This window comes from Microvirga sp. 17 mud 1-3, assembly GCF_003151255.1.
Taxonomy (GTDB): domain Bacteria; phylum Pseudomonadota; class Alphaproteobacteria; order Rhizobiales; family Beijerinckiaceae; genus Microvirga.
Genome location: NZ_CP029481.1, coordinates 2,028,877 through 2,044,981 on the forward strand (window position 1 = coordinate 2,028,877; position 16,105 = coordinate 2,044,981).

Consider the following 16,105-nt stretch of genomic DNA (forward strand, 5'->3'; position numbering starts at 1 on the left):
CTTGTCGTCCCGTTCGTCAGACGCTGCGCGGTGTCAGCTCCCTCATGCCGAGAAGGCCTCCCGGACGAAAGATCAGAAACACCACCAGGGCGGCATAGAGCGCCATGTCCCGGGCCTCGATGGGTAGATAAGCGGACCAGAGGGTTTCGAACAATCCCACTGCGACCCCGCCCATGAGCGCGCCCGGAATCGAACCGATGCCGCCGATCACGGCAGCGATCAGCGCCTTCAGCCCGTACTGGAAACCGCCCGCAAAGCCCAGGCCGCCATATTGCGCGACGATCAGCATGCCTGAGAGGCCCGCCATGCCGCCCGCGAGCGCGAGGGTCTGGACGAGAAGGCGGTCACCATCGATGCCGAAGAGCGTGGCGGCGCGGGAATCGTCCGCATAAGCTCGCCAGGCGAGACCGAACTCCGTCGCCTTCATCAGGAAGATCAGGCCCAAGGCGGCGAAGAGCCCGATCGAGGCGGTCACGAGAGAGAGCGGCGTCAGGGTCACGAGGAAATCGCCCGCCCGGGCGAGCGGCCATTGCTCCGACCAGACCGGCGGCAGCCAGACCGTGACCGGGCTCTGCACCAGCCTCAGATATTCCATCAGGAACAGGGACAGGCCGACCGTCGCGATCAGGCTCGGCTGGCTGCTGGCGGTCCGGATCCGTCCGATGGTGAAGATGCCGCCCACGGCACCATGCATGGCGGCCGCGAACAGGGCCGCGAGCAGCCCTGCCGCGAGCCCGACCACCGGGGTGCTGATACCGGCCGCGAGCGCGATGGACGCTCCCGCCACGGTGGCGGCGGAGCCGACCGCCGCGAGTTCTCCGAAGGCGAGATTGATCCGCCCGCTGAGGCCGAACACGAGCGCATAGGCGACCGCGAGGAGGGCGTAGATGGCCGTGCGGGGCAGGCTGGCGACGAGTTGCTGGAGCGAATAGGCAGCTTCGGCCGGGATCTCGGCCACCTCCGCCAGGGGCGGGCTTCCGGGGTCGTTCGCCACGCCCTCCGGCGTGTCGATGTAGTAGTGCTTGAGGAAATAGAGGCTGGCGCCGGAGATGGGGCCGCTCTCAGTCGCCAGAGCCGTCATCTCCGCCTTGTCGGGCGAAAGCCCTTCTGCCGCGAACCGGCAGAGCACGAAACGGTCGAGGGGAGGCCGGTCGGGGTATTCGGCCGCGTAGAAGATCACGAGGCTGTGCGGGCCTTGACCCCGCTCCACCCGTTGCACCGTGATCCGCGCTCCCGGATTGACGGCCGGCAGGGCGGTCCGGCAGACCCGGGTCTGCTCCGCGTCTATCGACAGAGCACAGCCGGACATAAGCGCCAAGGCCGCTCCAAGCAGGGCAAGCCGCCATGCTCGAAACGGGCCGGGGTGAGCCATGGAGGGCGATCAGCCCTGGGCCTTCAGCTTCTCGGCGACCCTTGGGGCGAAATAGGTCAGGATGCCGTCCGCCCCCGCGCGTTTGAAGGCCAGAAGGCTTTCCATCATGGCCTTCTCGCCGTCGAGCCAGCCATTCGCCGCCGCGGCCTGGATCATCGCGTACTCGCCCGACACCTGATAGGCGAAGGTCGGGACCGCGAAGGTGTCCTTCACGCGTCGGACGATGTCGAGATAGGGCAGGCCGGGCTTGACCATGATCATGTCGGCGCCCTCGTCCAGGTCGAGCGCGACCTCGCGCAGGGCCTCGTCGGAATTGGCCGGGTCCATCTGGTAGGTCCGCTTGTCGCCCACGAGGGTCGCGCTGGTGCCGATGGCGTCCCGGAACGGGCCGTAGAAGGCCGAGGCGTATTTGGCCGCATAGGCCATGATCTGCACGTCCTGGAAGCCGGCCTCATCGAGGGCCTGACGGATCGCGCCGATCCGGCCGTCCATCATGTCCGAGGGGGCGATGATGTCGGCGCCGGCCTCGGCCTGCAGGACGGCCTGGCGCGCGAGCAGCGCCACCGTCTCGTCGTTGAGAATCCGTTCGCCGTCCATCACGCCGTCATGGCCGTGGCTCGTATAGGGATCGAGCGCCACGTCCGTGACGATGCCGATCTCCGGCACGGCCCGCTTGATCTCCCGCACCGCGCGGCACACTAGGTTGCGGGCGTTGAGGGATTCCGAGCCCGTCGGGTCGCGCAGGGTCGGGTCCGTATAGGGAAACAGGGCAAGCGCCGGAATGCGCAGTGCCGCGGCCCGCTCGGCCTCGCGGACGGCCTCGACGACCGTCAGCCGCTCAACGCCCGGCATGGAGGTCACCGCCTCCCTTCCGCTCGCGCCTTCGGTGAGGAAGATCGGCCAGATCAGGTCGTCGGTCGTGAGCACGTTCTCCCGCACGAGGCGCCGCGACCACTCCGCCTTGCGGTTGCGTCGCAGGCGCTGGGGCAGAGCCAGGGACGGGGCGGCTTCGGGGGCGGCGGGACGGTGCAGGGGAGACAGCTTCGACATGGATCCTGGTCCAGGGCCGGCTTCGCGTGCCGGCGAATGGCAGAGGGTTAGCACATTTGAGCGAGTCTAAAAAAGGTCCCGGCGCCGCATGAGAGGGTTGCGGCGCGGCGGTCCCGCCTCCAAGCTCGCAAGCTCGGCCGCAGGCGCAATTGACGGTCCCGCAGGCTCTTGTTTTATGCCCTTGGAACCGAAGGACGGAAGGTCTCCCATGGACCACAGCACGGACATCCTCTGCGAGCGGCAAGGAGCGGCGGGCCTCGTCACGCTCAACCGGCCCCGGGCCCTCAATGCCCTGAATCTCGGCATGGTCGAGGAGATGACCCGGGCGCTGGAAGCCTGGGCGAAGGATCCGGCCGTCACGCGGGTCGTCGTTCTGGGGGCAGGCGAGAAGGCCTTCTGCGCCGGTGGGGATATCCGCCATCTGACGGAGCTCGGGCGGGAGGGCCGCAAGGCGGAGGCGCTGGATTTCTGGCGGGAGGAATACCGGCTGAACGCCCTGATCAAGCGGTACCCGAAGCCCTACGTGTCGCTGATCGACGGGATCGTCATGGGCGGGGGCGTCGGGATATCCCTTCACGGCAGCCATCGGGTCGCGGGGGAGCGCTATCTTTTCGCCATGCCGGAAGTCGGGATTGGCTTCTTCCCGGATGTCGGCGCCACTTATGCGCTGCCGCGCCTCCCCGGCGAGATGGGCATGTACATCGCCCTGACGGGCGAGCGGATCCGCCGCGCCGACGCCGTTCTGCTGGGCCTCGCCACCCATGCGGTGGATAGCGGGCGCATGGGGGAGGTGCGGGAGGCCCTGGTTGCCGGAATGCCCGTGGAGGAGGTCCTGGCAGGCGCCAGCGTCGATCCGGGCCCAGCGCCGCTTGCGGCCCATCGTGAACTGATCGACGCCTGTTTCTCCGCCGAGAGCGTCCCGGCGATCCTCCGGCGCCTCGATAAGGCGGCCGAAAAGGGCTCGGAGCATGCCGGTACCCTTGCGGCCACCATTCGGACGAAGTCCCCGACCAGCCTCTCGATTGCCTTCGAGCAGGTGCGGCGGGGGCGTTCGCTCGATTTCGTGGAGGCGATGCGCACCGAGTTCCGCATCGTGTCGCGGATCATCGACGGACACGACTTCTACGAAGGCGTGCGGGCAACCCTGGTCGACAAGGACGGGGCACCCCAATGGCGGCCCGCGACCCTGGACGCCCTCGACCCGGCGACCGTGGACGGCTATTTCGGCGGTCTCGGCCCCGATGAACTGGAGATTGCCTGATGCCCCGTTCCGCCAGCCAGAAGGGCACCCTCGACCTGGCCAAGGACCATGCCTCGGACCGGATCGAGGAGCGGCCGGCCTCGCCCGCCGCCCTGCGCTGGGGGTTCGTCCTCACCTGGTACATGCGGATCCTCGCGATCCTGTGGATCATGAAGGGCCTGAGCGCCTGGGCGTTGATTCTCGGGATCTGGACGCCCGGCCATTTCGAGAGCCGCACCACCGGCTACCAGGCGACCATCATCTACTTCGCCATCATCGATCTCATCGCCGCCGTCGGGCTGTGGATGGGAAGTTCCTGGGGCGGCATCATGTGGCTCCTGGCCGTCATGAGCCATCTGGTTCTCGCGGCCTTCTTTCCGAGCGTCGTTTCCAGCGGCCTCCTGACAATGGCCTTTTTCTTCGCGCTGATCGCCGTCTACCTCGGCATCGCGTGGCTCGAGGCGCAGGAGAAGTAAATCCGGCGTTCCCTAGGAAAGATGAGGCCGGGATGGCTAATACGTCCTCCGAGCCAGAAAAAGAGTCCTAGAAATAGGAATGCTCACGAAAGAGTGTATCCGGAATCACACAGGCATGGGTTAGATAGGGAAATTGCGGGATCAAAAGCCTAAAGGAGCCTCGGACCTGCCGGATTTGCCATAAATCGGCCCCGATGTTCCCTGTTTTCGATACCGTTCCTTAATTCAATCCCGGCATTTTCCGCTGAGATTGAAAGTGGTTAAGGAAAGAGTTCCTCTGCTTTCGCCTCGCTCTTGCAACAACCGGAAAAGCCTGCGCTCATGTTGTCTCGCCGCACCCTTCTGACAGGATCGCTCGCCCTCGTCTTCACGCCGGTCACGGCGGCCTTGGCTCAGCAATTTGCCGGGAATCAGGCCGAGTGGTCGCAGAACTACGAGTCCGTGTCCCGCACGCGTGTGCAGCGCACCTCGACGCCGATGGTCTCCCAGGAAGCCCTGGCCGCCACCGAGCAGATGATCGCCTATTACAAGAATATTGCGGCTCGTGGCGGCTGGCAGTCCGTCCAGGGCGTCCAGGGCCTTCGCGTCGGCTCGAAGAGCCCGGCCGTGGTCGCGTTGCGCCAGCGCCTCATCATCTCCGGCGATCTCGACCAGACCGCCGGCGAATCGCCGATCTACGATTCTTACGTTGAGGCCGGCGTCCGTCGCTTCCAGGCTCGCCACGGCATCAGCTCAACCGGCACCATGACGGCCTCGACGGTCGCGGCCATGAACGTGCCCGTGGACGTGCGCATCCGGCAGCTCGAGATCAACGTGGCGCGCCTCCGCAGCCTGGTGGCCGGCGGCCTTCCCAACCGTTACGTGGTCGCCAACATCCCGGCCGCCCTGGTCGAGACGGTGGAGGGCGGCGTCGTCCATACCCGCCACGCCGCCGGAGTCGGCAAGAGCGACCGCCAGTCGCCGCTCCTGAACACCAAGGTGGTCGAGGTCAACTTCAACCCCTTCTGGACCGTGCCTGCTTCGATCATCAAGAAGGACCTGATCCCGAAGATGCAGAAGGAGCCGAACTACCTGACGGACAACAAGATCCGTATCTTCAACGGGAATACGGAGCTGAGCCCGAGCCAGGTGAACTGGTTCTCGGACGAGGCGACCCGCTACCGCTTCCGTCAGGATCCGGGCGGCGAGCTCAACTCCATGGGCTTCGTGCGCATCAACATCCCGAACCAGCACGGCGTCTACATGCACGATACGCCCTCGAAGGGCATCTTCGGCGACGACTTCCGTTTCGTGTCCTCGGGCTGCATCCGCGTGCAGAACGTGCGCGACTACATCGAGTGGCTCCTGAAGGACACGCCCGGCTGGAGCCGCGAGCAGATCGACGCGACCTTCAAGTCCGGCGAGCGCGTCGACGCCCGCCTGGCGCAGCCGGTTCCGATCCACTGGATCTACATGACCGCCTGGGCGACCCCGGACGGACTCGTCCAGTTCCGCGACGACATCTACAACAAGGACGGTCTCGGCAACGCCATTCCGGTGGCGAGCCGCACCCCGACCGAGCCGGACGAAGAGATGTTCCTGCAGAACTGACGGTCCGACCGCTCCTGAATGCCGCGACAGCCCGCCCGAAAGGCGGGCTGCGCTCATTTTTGGCGGGTGCTCCATGCGGCTTTGCGCGGTTCCATCGGCCATGTTAAAGGCCTGGAACCACAGTTCGACGAGATTGCCGCGGGACGCTGGATCGCACGAGCCCGCTCCCCACATTCAGGCGGCAATCGCAGCAGGCGAGGTTTCCCATGAGCGCGAGCGAAGCGGCACGCAGCCATCTGTCCAATTCCTTCTTCTCGGCAAGCCTCGCCGACAGCGATCCGGAGATCGCCCGTGCCATCGGGCTCGAGCTCGGGCGCCAGCGCGAGGAAATCGAGCTGATCGCCTCCGAGAACATCGTCTCCCGGGCCGTCCTGGAGGCCCAGGGCTCGGTGATGACCAACAAGTACGCGGAAGGTTATCCGGGCCGGCGCTATTACGGCGGCTGCCAGTTCGTCGACATGGCCGAGGAACTCGCCATCGAGCGCGCCAAGCGCCTGTTCGACTGCAAGTTCGCCAACGTCCAGCCGAATTCCGGCAGCCAGGCCAATCAGGCGGTGTTCATGGCTCTGATGAAGCCGGGCGACACCTTCATGGGGCTCGACCTTGCCTGCGGCGGTCACCTGACCCACGGCTCCCCTGTCAACATGTCGGGCAAGTGGTTCAACGTGGTCAGCTACAAGGTCCGGCCCGACGACCAGATCATCGACATGGACGAGGTGGCTGAGCTCGCCCGTGAGCACAGGCCCAAAGTCATCGTGGCCGGCGGCTCGGCCTATTCGCGCTTCTGGGATTTCGCCCGCTTCCGCGAGATCGCCGACGAGGTCGGGGCCTATTTCATGGTTGATATCGCGCATTTCGCCGGTCTCGTGGCCGGCGGGGCGCATCCTTCGCCGTTCCCCCATGCGCATGTGGTCACCACCACGACCCATAAGACCCTGCGCGGCCCGCGCGGCGGCATGATCCTCACCAACGAGGAGGATCTGGCCAAGAAGATCAACTCGGCCATCTTCCCGGGCCTCCAGGGCGGTCCGCTCATGCACGTGATCGCCGCGAAGGCGGTCGCTTTCGGCGAGGCCCTGCGGCCCGAATTCAAGCTCTACGCCCGTTCGGTGGTCGAGAACGCCAAGGTTCTGGCCGACACGATGGTGTCGGGCGGCTATGCGATCGTGGCCGGCGGCACGGACAATCACCTGATGCTGGTAGACCTGCGCCCGAAGAAGCTCACCGGTAAGGCCGCCGAGGCGGCGCTGGGCCGCGCCCACATCACCTGCAACAAGAACGGCGTCCCGTTCGATCCCGAGAAGCCGATGGTGACCTCGGGCATCCGCCTCGGCACCCCGGCCGCCACCTCCCGCGGCTTCGGCGTGGCCGAGTTCAAGAAGGTGGGCGAGCTGATCGTCGAGACCCTGGACGGGCTTGCCCGGCACGGGGACGAGGCGAACGACGCCGTCGAGGCCTCGGTCAAGGGCCGGGTCCACGAACTGACCCGCCGTTTCCCCATTTACGGCTGAGCGGCAGGCGGACGACATGCGTTGCCCCTATTGCGGGAGCCTCGACACGCAGGTGAAGGATTCCCGGCCGACGGATGATTCCTCGGCCATCCGCCGCCGGCGCGTCTGCCCCGATTGCGGCGGCCGGTTCACGACCTTCGAGCGCGTGCAGCTGCGCGAGCTCTTCGTCGTGAAGCGTTCCGGCCGGCGCATGCCCTTCGACCGGGACAAGCTCGAACGCTCCGTGGAGGTCGCGCTGCGCAAGCGGCCGGTCGAGCCGGAGCGGGTCGAGCGGATGCTCAACGGCATCGTCCGCCAGCTCGAGAGCATGGGCGACGCGGACGTGCCGAGCGAGACCGTGGGCGAACTCGTCATGGAGGGGCTGAAAGGTCTCGACGATGTGGCCTATGTGCGCTTCGCATCTGTCTATAAGAACTTCCGCGAAGCCAAGGATTTTGAAGAGATTCTCGGCCGTCTGGCCAATGAGGAGCCCGAGGCGGAGCCGTCCGGTCTGTCCGGAAAAAGCCCCGCGCAGTCCGAGTGATGGCCGCGTCGAAGTCCTCCGGTGACACCACGCCCGACAGAGCCGCGCGGGACCGCCGCCTCATGGCGCTTGCAGTCGCGCTCGGTGCGCGCCAGCGCGGACTGACCTGGCCGAACCCTGCCGTGGGCGCAGTGCTGGTTGACGAGGCGGACGGCGAACCGCTGATCCTCGCCATCGGCGCGACCCAGCCCGGTGGACGGCCCCATGCCGAGCGCGTCGCCCTCGCGGCAGCCGGGGAGAGGGCTCGAGGCGCGACCCTCTATGTGTCTCTTGAACCCTGCTCCCATCACGGCAGGACGCCGCCCTGTGCCGATGCGGTCGTGGAGGCGGGGATCGCCCGGGTGGTGTCGGCCCTGCCGGATCCGGATCCGCGGGTCGCCGGGCAGGGCCATGATCGCCTGCGCCAGGCCGGGATCGCCGTGGAGGTCGGGTGCCTGGGCGAGGAGGCATGGCGCGCCCATCGCGGCCATATCGTGCGGGTCACGAAGGGACGTCCGGCCGTCACCGTGAAGCTCGCCCGGACCACGGAAGGCTTTGCGGGCGTGCGGCAAGGTCCGCGCCTGATGATCACCGGCGAGATCGCCAATGGCCGCGTCCACCTGATGCGCGCCCACGCGGATGCGGTCCTGGTCGGCCTCGGGACAATCCTGGCGGACGATCCACTCCTCACGGTCCGCCTGCCGGGGCTGGAGGGCCGTTCGCCGCTGCGTATCGTCCTCGACAGCGGCTTGCGCATTCCCTTAGGGGCGCAGGTGGTCGCCAGGGCGCGGCGGCATCCAACCTGGGTCGTCACGACCGAAGGAGCGCCCATCGAGGCGGAGCGCGCCCTTGCGGCCGCAGGGGTCGAAATCCTGCGCGTGCCGGCGGATCCTGATGGTCGTGTATCCCTGCCGGAGGCCCTGCGCCGCCTTGCCGAGCGGGGTCTCACGAGCCTCTTCTGCGAGGGTGGGCCCGCCCTGGCCGATGCCCTGGCGCGGCAGGATCTGGTGGATGAGCTCGTTCTCGTCACCGGCGGCTCGGGCCGGGGGCGGGGCGATGTCCCGGCCTTAGGTTCTGCCCTTCAGGAAAGAATGGACGAGCTGCGGCTCGTCGGCGAGGAGCAGCTGGGCTCCGATCTGTTCATGTTCTGGGAGAAACCCTGATGTTTACCGGGATCGTCACCGATGTTGGCGAGGTTGTCGCAGCGGAAGGCGCTCAAGGAACCCTGCGTCGCCTGCGGATCAACGCGTCTTACGACCCGGCCTCCATTGCGCTCGGGGCTTCGATCGCGTGCGGCGGGCCGTGCCTCACGGTGGTAGCCGTCGGCCCCCGCGAGAACGGCTGCTGGTTCGACGTGGACGCGGCCAGCGAGACCCTGGAGCGCACCACGGTGCCGCACTGGGAGGTCGGGACCAAAATCAACCTGGAACGCTCCCTGAAAATCGGCGACGAACTCGGCGGCCATATCGTCACGGGTCACGTGGACGGGGTCGCGACCATCGTGGCGCGGGAAGGGATCACGGCGAGCGACGATCCATGGGGACCGACGGCCCGATTCTACATCAAGGCGCCGGCCGCGCTTGCGCCCTTCATTGCCGAGAAGGGCTCCGTCTGCCTCGACGGAACGTCACTGACCGTGAATTCCGTCACGGAGGACGTGTTCTCCGTGCTGATCATTCCCCATACGCTCGCCGTCACGACCTGGGGCGAGCGGCAGGTCGGGGATCTTCTCAACCTGGAGGTCGATCTGATGGCGCGCTATGCCGCACGGCTTGCGGAGGCGCGCCGGGCGGGGTAGGGGACGCACAACACCTTCCCTATCGGTCCATCGCCTTCGTTCCCGGAAGCCGTGTGGATGCTTTTTCGAGGCGGCGGGCCTGAGCCCGCCCGGCTCGGCGGGGCGTCCCGGGCCTTCTCCGGATCCTCCCTCGGGATGGGCGAAGGTTCAGGACCGGGGCTTCGGCCCTCCGACAGTTTCAGAACGGTTTTCCGATGGTCGCTCATTCCGCAAAGTCTTCCTCCCCCCGTCCGCCCGTCCCCGGCGCCCGTATCCTGATCGTCGAAGCCCGCTTCTACGACGACATTGCGGACGAGCTTCTGCGCGGTGCCCGGCAGGCTGCCGAGGCGGCCCAGGCCAGCGTCGACGTGCTGACTGTCGATGGCGCGCTCGAAATTCCGGCGACCATGGTGATCGCCCTCGAGGCGGCCGCGAAGGCCGGCCGGCCCTACGATGCCGTCGTGGCGCTGGGCTGCGTTATCCGCGGTGAGACCGGGCATTACGACATCGTGGCCGGCGAGAGCGCCCGCGCGCTCATGGACTTGTCGGTGGAGCGCCGCCTCCCGCTCGCCAACGGCATCCTGACCGTCGAGAACGACGAGCAGGCCTGGACCCGCGCGCGCGTCAATGAATTGAATAAGGGCGGGGGCGCCGTGGACGCGGCTCTCGCGGTCCTGCGTATCCAGCGGAAAGTCCAGGAGGCCTGATCATGGCGAAGCCCGCAGAGCGTTCGGCCGCGCGCCTCGCAGCCGTGCAGGCCCTCTACCAGATGGACGTGTCCGGCAAGGGCGTGATCGACGCGCTCGCTGAGTTCGAGGCCTTCTGGATCGGCCGCGAGGTCGAGGGAATCGAGTTTCAGCCCTCGGACATCGAATTCTTCCGCAACATCCTGTCGGGCGTGGTCGACAACCAGCGCGCCATCGACGTGAAGATCGACAAGGCGCTCGCGGCCGGCTGGCCCCTGAAGCGGGTCGAGGCGGTGTTGCGTGCGATCCTCCGGGCCGGAGGCTACGAGCTCATGTTCCGCAAGGACGTGCCGGCTCGCGTCGTCATCACCGAATACGTGGACGTGGCCCACGGCTTCTACCACGAGGACGAGCCGGGCCTCGTGAACGCCGTCCTCGATACTCTCGCCCGGGACGTGCGGGCGGGCGAGCTGGAAAAGAAATCCGCCGGGCACCCGAAGCGGTAACCCAAACCCGGAAGAGGTAGGACGGCCCATGACATCCGCGCCGCGCCCCTCCGAGGATGCCCTCATCGCCCGGTTTTTCGCGCCGCTCGCGGCCGCAGGCGGGCTTGGCCTGAAGGACGACGCGGCCTGTATCTCTCCACGCCCGGGGCATGACCTCGTCCTCACGACGGATGCCCTTGTCGAGACGGTCCATTTCCTCCCAGGCGATCCGCCCGGCTCGGTCGCGCGCAAGGCGCTCGGCGTGAACGTGTCCGATCTTGCGGCCAAAGGCGCCGAGCCGGTGGGTTTTCTGCTCGCGCTCGCCTTGCCGGAGGATTGGACGGAGGCTTGGCTTTCCGCCTTTGCGGCGGGCCTCGGCGAGGCGGCCGGGGATTTCCGATGTCCGCTCCTGGGGGGCGACACCGTGAAGGCGAGGGGAGCCCTCACACTCTCGGTCACGGCCCTCGGCGAGGTGCCGGCAGGCCGCATGGTGCCGCGCACGGCCGCAAAGGCGGGCGACATTCTCTGCGTCACCGGGACCATCGGCGACGGCGCTCTCGGGCTCGACCTGCGCAAGGATCCGCCCTGGGCAGCTGGGCTCAGCCCGGGCGAGCGGGACTTCCTGGCGGCCCGCTATCTTCACCCCCAGCCGCGGCACCAGCTTGCGGTGGCCCTGCGCGATCAGGCCCGCGCTGCCATGGACGTGTCGGACGGGCTCGCGGGCGATCTCGCCAAAATGATGCGGGCGAGCGGCGTCTCAGCCGTCGTCGACCTCGACCGGGTTCCCCTGTCGCTGGCGGCGGCCATGGCCGTGAGGACCGATCCTGGCCTAATCGACCGGATCGTCACGGGCGGGGACGATTACGAGATTCTCTGTGCGGTCCCGGAAAAAAATGTCGACAGCCTGCGCGGTGCGGCCGAAAGGTGCGGCGTGGCGCTGTCCGTCATCGGCCGAGTCGTGTCGGGACACGAGGCACCGGTCTTTCGGACGGAATCAGGCGAAAGACGGTACGATGGCGGCTCCTTCTCTCACTTCTGACGTGGCGACACCGGCCGCAGGCGACGGGCTCGCCAAGCGGAATGCTCTCGTCCTCGCCTGCGCGCAGGCCCTGGGCGGCGCGAACCCGGCCATCGTCGTGTCCCTCGGCGGCCTCGTCGGGCAGGTGCTGGCCGAGAACAAGGAGCTCGCGACCCTGCCCGTGAGCCTCACCAATCTCGGACTGGCTCTCGGGACCATCCCGGCCGCCATGCTCATGCGCCGCGTCGGCCGGCGCAGCGGCTATATCGCCGGGGCCGGGATCTGCGTCTTCGCCGGGTGTCTCGCGGCGTTCGGCATCGCGTCGGGCAGCTTCCTGATCTTCTGCCTGGGCACCTTCATCTCCGGTTTCTACGGCTCCTTCGTTCAGAGCTACCGCTTCGCCGCCACGGATGCGGCTTCCGATGCCTTCAAACCGCGGGCCATCTCATGGGTGATGACCGGCGGCCTCGCGGCCGGCATCATCGGGCCGCAGACAGTGATCTGGACCCGCGACCTGATCCCGACCGCGCCCTTTGCGGGCGGGTTTCTGGGGCAGGCGAGCCTTGCGCTCCTGTCCCTTGGGGTCGTGTCCCTCCTGCGGACCCCGCCGGCCGGTCCGGCACCCAAGGCGGGCTCCGCTGCGGCCGGTGGCCGGCCGCTGAAGGAAATCGTCTCCCAACCGCGGTTCATCGTCGCCGTGGTGGCCGGCCTCGTCTCCTACGGGCTGATGAGCTTCATCATGACGGCCGCGCCCCTGGCGATGATCGGCTGCGGCCATCCGGTAGGGACGGCGGCGCTCGGCATTCAATGGCATATCCTCGCCATGTTCGGCCCGAGCTTCTTCACGGGCCGTCTCATCGGGCGCTTCGGCAAGGGCACCGTGACGGCCACGGGCCTCCTGCTCATTGCCGTTGCGGCAGCCATTGGGCTCTCGGGTCTGACCGTCGCGCATTTCTGGGGAACGCTCATCCTCCTCGGCATTGGATGGAATTTCGGCTTCATCGGCGCGACGGCCCTGGTGACCGACTGCTACCGGCCGGAAGAGCGGGCAAAAGTGCAGGCGGCCAACGATTTCCTCGTCTTCGGTTCGGTCGCCGTCGCGTCCTTCTCGTCGGGAACGCTTCTGAATTCCGGTGGCTGGGAGAGTGTGAACTGGCTCGTTTTCCCGCCCGTCATCGTCGCGCTGATCCTGCTCGCGTGGCAGAAAAGCCGAAAAGTTCCCGTGCCTGTCTAAAGTCTTCCTGTGAGTCATGCGGAAGTTGCGTTGCAGCCTGTCTTGATTTTTGGCAGCGTTTGCGGACTTCGCTGGGGGTAAGGGCCGATCAAGGCCGATAATCAGGCCTTGAGAGCGGCATTCTGCTTCCCATAACAAGGATGGCACAATGGCACTCACCCTGATTATTTTGGGCGGCCTTCTTTCGATCGTTTATGGCCTCTGGGCCATCAACGACGTGATGAAGCGCGACGCCGGCTCACAGCGCATGCAGGAGATCGCAGCCGCGATCGCCGAAGGCGCCAAGGCCTATCTGCGCCGGCAATACATCACCATCGCCATCGTCGGCGTGGTGCTCTTCATCATCATTGCCTATCTGCTCGGTATCCGGGTCGCCATCGGCTTTGCCATCGGCGCCATCCTGTCCGGAGCCGCGGGCTTCATCGGCATGAACGTGTCCGTTCGCGCCAATGTGCGTACCGCGCAGGCGGCCACCCAGTCCCTGGGCGGCGGTCTCGACGTGGCCTTCAAGTCGGGTGCCGTCACGGGCCTCCTGGTGGCGGGCCTCGCGCTCCTCGGCGTCGCTCTTTACTTTGGCTATCTCACCCGCATTGCCGGCCTCGCGTCGGGAAGCCGTGAGGTCATCGACAGCCTTGTGGCCCTGGGCTTCGGCGCCTCGCTCATCTCCATCTTCGCCCGTCTCGGCGGCGGCATCTTCACCAAGGGAGCCGACGTGGGCGGCGACCTCGTGGGCAAGGTCGAGGCCGGCATTCCGGAGGACGACCCGCGCAACCCCGCCACCATCGCGGACAACGTGGGCGACAACGTCGGTGACTGCGCCGGCATGGCGGCCGACCTCTTCGAGACCTATGCGGTGACGGTGGTCGCCACCATGGTGCTTGCGGCGATCTTCTTCGCCGGTCAGCCCATCCTCGAATCGATGCTGCTCTATCCGCTCGGTATCGGGGCCGCCTGTATCCTGACCTCCATCATCGGCACGTTCTTCGTGAAGCTCGGACAGAACGAATCGATCATGGGTGCTCTCTACAAGGGCCTGATCGCGACCGGCATCCTCTCGATCGTCGCCATCGCGCTCGTGACCTACTTCACCATCGGTTTCGGGCCGGTGGAAGGCACGTCTTACACGGGGCTGTCCCTGTTCTGGTGTGCCGTGGTGGGTCTTGTCGTGACGGCGCTCATCGTGGTCATCACCGAGTTCTACACGGGCGTCGGGTTCCGGCCGGTCCGGTCCATCGCCCAGGCCTCGGTAACGGGTCACGGCACCAACGTGATCCAGGGCCTTGCGGTGTCGCTCGAATCGACCGCGCTTCCGGCTCTCGTGATCATCGCGGGCATCATCGTCGGCTATACCCTGGCGGGCCTCTTCGGCATCGCCATCGCGGTCACGGCCATGTTGGCCCTCGCCGGCATGATCGTGGCGCTCGACGCCTTCGGGCCGGTCACCGACAATGCGGGCGGCATCGCCGAGATGGCCGGCCTGCCCAAAGAGGTGCGCAAGTCCACCGATGCGCTCGACGCGGTCGGCAACACCACGAAGGCCGTGACCAAGGGCTATGCCATCGGTTCGGCCGGCCTCGGCGCACTGGTGCTGTTCGCGGCCTATACGTCGGACCTCAACTACTTCACGCAGAATGCGGCGACCTACCCGTATTTCCAGGGCGTGAAGCCGGACTTCTCCCTCGCCAACCCCTATGTGGTCGTGGGCCTGCTGTTCGGCGGCCTCATCCCGTTCCTGTTCAGCGGCATCGCCATGACGGCCGTCGGACGCGCGGCGGGCGCGGTGGTCGAGGAGGTGCGGCGGCAGTTCCGCGAGAAGCCGGGCATCATGGCCGGGAAGGATCGTCCCGATTACGGACGTGCGGTGGACATGCTCACCCGTGCGGCCATCAAAGAGATGATCATCCCGTCGCTGCTGCCGGTCCTCGCGCCCATCGTGACCTACTTCGTGGTCTATGCGATTGCCGGCAAGAGCCAGGCCTTCTCGGCGGTCGGCGCCATGCTGCTCGGCGTGATCGTTACGGGCCTCTTCGTGGCGATCTCCATGACGTCAGGCGGTGGCGCCTGGGACAACGCGAAGAAGTCCTTCGAGGACGGCTTCACGGATTCCTCGGGCACCACGCACCACAAGGGCTCCGAGGCGCACAAGGCCTCGGTCACCGGCGACACCGTCGGCGACCCCTATAAGGACACGGCGGGGCCCGCCGTGAACCCGGCCATCAAGATCACCAACATCATCGCGCTCCTGCTGCTGGCGATCCTGGCCCACTCCTGATCGTTCGGGCATAGTCCCGAACAGGCCCCGCGGTTCGCGCCGCGGGGCTTTTACATGCGGGCAGGAACTGACGCGGCGTTGCGGCGCTTGATCCCGGCGGCCACTCGTATTATCGAGGCGCCACGGTCTGCAGTTCACCGAGGCATCGCCGCCCTTACCGGGTACGCTAAACCTGCCACTCTCGAAGTCGACGGACACCATTCTCCCGTGCCGCGTCGGAAGGGCGATCACCGGTCATCCCCAGTCGGATCAGGCACGATACGAGGGATAGGTCATGTCCAGAACGGCACTGCCATTTTACGCTCACGATATTTCCGCCGTAGCGCGCTCCCTGCGCCAGCAATTGGCCGAGCACGATGCCCCGCCAGGGCACGTGGAGATGCTCAACATGCTGGCCCGCTCCGTCGGGCACCGCAATTTTCAGCAGCTCCGCGCCCAGATCGCCGCCTATGAGCGCCTGAGCGATCCGCCCTCCGCCGAGGCGGAGGGCGTGGATTTCCGTAGGCTCGAGCGCCTCGCGCGCTGCTACGACGGGGAAGGGTGCCTCGCACGCTGGCCCGCCAAGCACAGCGAGCGTCTCATTGCCCTGTGGGTGCTCTGGTCCCGCCTGCCGGCCAAGCAGGCTATGACCGAGCGTGAGGTCAACGAGCGGCTCCAGGCCCTCCACGGCTTCGGAGATCATGCCCTGCTGCGCCGGGAACTCTGCGATCTCGGCCTCATGGAGCGGACCCGGGACGGACGGGTCTATCGGCGAGTCGAACGGCCCATGCCGGCTGACGCCCAGGCGATGGTCCAGGCCCTGAAACGCAGGAACCGGGACGCCTGATCGACACGGAGCTTCCGCAAGGTCGCTCCATGGCAAAAAGCAAAGCAAAAGGCCGGGCAAATGCCC

General features: G+C 66.9%; 15 protein-coding genes. 13 read left to right on the forward strand and 2 right to left on the reverse strand.

Annotation, left to right across the window (positions count from 1 at the left end):
* Positions 1-16: 16 nt before the first annotated feature.
* Both C4E04_RS09610 and hemB read right to left on the reverse strand, forming a co-directional pair.
* Positions 17-1,309 carry a branched-chain amino acid ABC transporter permease gene (locus C4E04_RS09610; protein ID WP_245416313.1) on the reverse strand — a complete coding sequence of 431 codons (1,293 nt, stop codon included), beginning with the start codon at positions 1,307-1,309 and terminating at the stop codon, positions 17-19.
* A gap of 72 nt (positions 1,310-1,381) precedes the next feature.
* Positions 1,382-2,422 carry a porphobilinogen synthase gene (gene hemB, locus C4E04_RS09615; protein ID WP_109597080.1) on the reverse strand — a complete coding sequence of 347 codons (1,041 nt, stop codon included), beginning with the start codon at positions 2,420-2,422 and terminating at the stop codon, positions 1,382-1,384.
* A gap of 208 nt (positions 2,423-2,630) precedes the next feature.
* Between hemB and C4E04_RS09620 the strand changes: the two genes are divergently transcribed.
* The 13 genes from C4E04_RS09620 (at position 2,631) to C4E04_RS09680 (ending at position 16,039) form a co-directional block, all read left to right on the forward strand.
* A complete protein-coding gene (locus C4E04_RS09620; protein ID WP_109597082.1) occupies positions 2,631-3,683 on the forward strand; it encodes an enoyl-CoA hydratase/isomerase family protein in 1,053 nt (350 codons plus the stop codon).
* The gene (locus tag C4E04_RS09625; RefSeq protein ID WP_109597084.1) at positions 3,683-4,138 is read left to right on the forward strand and encodes a DUF6163 family protein; all 456 of its coding nucleotides are present in this window, start codon (positions 3,683-3,685) and stop codon (positions 4,136-4,138) included. The genes C4E04_RS09620 and C4E04_RS09625 overlap by 1 nt, the downstream gene beginning before the upstream one ends.
* Before the next feature lie 321 nt (positions 4,139-4,459).
* The gene (locus tag C4E04_RS09630) at positions 4,460-5,728 is read left to right on the forward strand and encodes a murein L,D-transpeptidase (RefSeq protein WP_109597085.1); all 1,269 of its coding nucleotides are present in this window, start codon (positions 4,460-4,462) and stop codon (positions 5,726-5,728) included.
* Positions 5,729-5,934: 206 nt separating this feature from the next.
* Positions 5,935-7,239 (forward strand): serine hydroxymethyltransferase, encoded by a 1,305-nt coding sequence (gene glyA, locus C4E04_RS09635; RefSeq protein ID WP_109597087.1) that lies wholly within the window; start codon positions 5,935-5,937, stop codon positions 7,237-7,239.
* 16 nt (positions 7,240-7,255) lie between these two features.
* Positions 7,256-7,762 (forward strand): transcriptional regulator NrdR, encoded by a 507-nt coding sequence (nrdR, locus tag C4E04_RS09640; protein ID WP_109597088.1) that lies wholly within the window; start codon positions 7,256-7,258, stop codon positions 7,760-7,762.
* Positions 7,762-8,904: a bifunctional diaminohydroxyphosphoribosylaminopyrimidine deaminase/5-amino-6-(5-phosphoribosylamino)uracil reductase RibD gene (gene ribD / locus C4E04_RS09645; protein WP_109597090.1), complete on the forward strand. Its 1,143-nt coding sequence runs from the start codon at positions 7,762-7,764 to the stop codon at positions 8,902-8,904. The genes nrdR and ribD overlap by 1 nt, the downstream gene beginning before the upstream one ends.
* Entirely contained in the window at positions 8,904-9,539 is a 636-nt protein-coding gene (locus tag C4E04_RS09650) for a riboflavin synthase (protein ID WP_109597091.1), read from the forward strand. Before ribD ends, C4E04_RS09650 begins: the two co-directional genes overlap by 1 nt.
* Before the next feature lie 194 nt (positions 9,540-9,733).
* Positions 9,734-10,225 carry a 6,7-dimethyl-8-ribityllumazine synthase gene (gene ribH, locus C4E04_RS09655; RefSeq protein WP_109597093.1) on the forward strand — a complete coding sequence of 164 codons (492 nt, stop codon included), beginning with the start codon at positions 9,734-9,736 and terminating at the stop codon, positions 10,223-10,225.
* A 2-nt stretch (positions 10,226-10,227) separates the two neighbouring features.
* Positions 10,228-10,710: a transcription antitermination factor NusB gene (nusB, locus tag C4E04_RS09660; protein WP_109597095.1), complete on the forward strand. Its 483-nt coding sequence runs from the start codon at positions 10,228-10,230 to the stop codon at positions 10,708-10,710.
* A 28-nt stretch (positions 10,711-10,738) separates the two neighbouring features.
* Positions 10,739-11,728, forward strand: coding sequence for a thiamine-phosphate kinase (gene thiL / locus C4E04_RS09665; RefSeq protein WP_109597096.1), 990 nt, complete (start codon positions 10,739-10,741; stop codon positions 11,726-11,728).
* The gene (locus C4E04_RS09670) at positions 11,703-12,941 is read left to right on the forward strand and encodes an MFS transporter (protein WP_109597097.1); all 1,239 of its coding nucleotides are present in this window, start codon (positions 11,703-11,705) and stop codon (positions 12,939-12,941) included. Before thiL ends, C4E04_RS09670 begins: the two co-directional genes overlap by 26 nt.
* Positions 12,942-13,089: 148 nt before the next feature.
* Positions 13,090-15,213, forward strand: a complete 2,124-nt coding sequence (locus C4E04_RS09675; RefSeq protein ID WP_109597099.1) for a sodium-translocating pyrophosphatase — start codon at positions 13,090-13,092, stop codon at positions 15,211-15,213.
* Positions 15,214-15,487: 274 nt separating this feature from the next.
* A complete protein-coding gene (locus tag C4E04_RS09680) occupies positions 15,488-16,039 on the forward strand; it encodes a DUF2087 domain-containing protein (RefSeq protein ID WP_109597100.1) in 552 nt (183 codons plus the stop codon).
* The last annotated feature ends 66 nt before the right edge of the window (positions 16,040-16,105 follow it).

What these genes read in the sequence shown, in the direction of transcription:
- ribD (WP_109597090.1), top strand. Translation starts at nt 7,762, where the DNA reads ATGGCCGCGTCGAAGTCCTCCGGTGACACCACGCCCGACAGAGCCGCG.
- nusB (WP_109597095.1), top strand. Translation starts at nt 10,228, where the DNA reads ATGGCGAAGCCCGCAGAGCGTTCGGCCGCGCGCCTCGCAGCCGTGCAG.
- nrdR (WP_109597088.1), top strand. Translation starts at nt 7,256, where the DNA reads ATGCGTTGCCCCTATTGCGGGAGCCTCGACACGCAGGTGAAGGATTCC.
- C4E04_RS09650 (WP_109597091.1), top strand. Translation starts at nt 8,904, where the DNA reads ATGTTTACCGGGATCGTCACCGATGTTGGCGAGGTTGTCGCAGCGGAA.
- C4E04_RS09610 (WP_245416313.1), bottom strand. Translation starts at nt 1,309, where the DNA reads ATGTCCGGCTGTGCTCTGTCGATAGACGCGGAGCAGACCCGGGTCTGC.
- C4E04_RS09680 (WP_109597100.1), top strand. Translation starts at nt 15,488, where the DNA reads ATGTCCAGAACGGCACTGCCATTTTACGCTCACGATATTTCCGCCGTA.
- C4E04_RS09675 (WP_109597099.1), top strand. Translation starts at nt 13,090, where the DNA reads ATGGCACTCACCCTGATTATTTTGGGCGGCCTTCTTTCGATCGTTTAT.
- thiL (WP_109597096.1), top strand. Translation starts at nt 10,739, where the DNA reads ATGACATCCGCGCCGCGCCCCTCCGAGGATGCCCTCATCGCCCGGTTT.
- glyA (WP_109597087.1), top strand. Translation starts at nt 5,935, where the DNA reads ATGAGCGCGAGCGAAGCGGCACGCAGCCATCTGTCCAATTCCTTCTTC.
- C4E04_RS09620 (WP_109597082.1), top strand. Translation starts at nt 2,631, where the DNA reads ATGGACCACAGCACGGACATCCTCTGCGAGCGGCAAGGAGCGGCGGGC.
- C4E04_RS09630 (WP_109597085.1), top strand. Translation starts at nt 4,460, where the DNA reads ATGTTGTCTCGCCGCACCCTTCTGACAGGATCGCTCGCCCTCGTCTTC.
- ribH (WP_109597093.1), top strand. Translation starts at nt 9,734, where the DNA reads ATGGTCGCTCATTCCGCAAAGTCTTCCTCCCCCCGTCCGCCCGTCCCC.
- hemB (WP_109597080.1), bottom strand. Translation starts at nt 2,422, where the DNA reads ATGTCGAAGCTGTCTCCCCTGCACCGTCCCGCCGCCCCCGAAGCCGCC.
- C4E04_RS09670 (WP_109597097.1), top strand. Translation starts at nt 11,703, where the DNA reads ATGGCGGCTCCTTCTCTCACTTCTGACGTGGCGACACCGGCCGCAGGC.
- C4E04_RS09625 (WP_109597084.1), top strand. Translation starts at nt 3,683, where the DNA reads ATGCCCCGTTCCGCCAGCCAGAAGGGCACCCTCGACCTGGCCAAGGAC.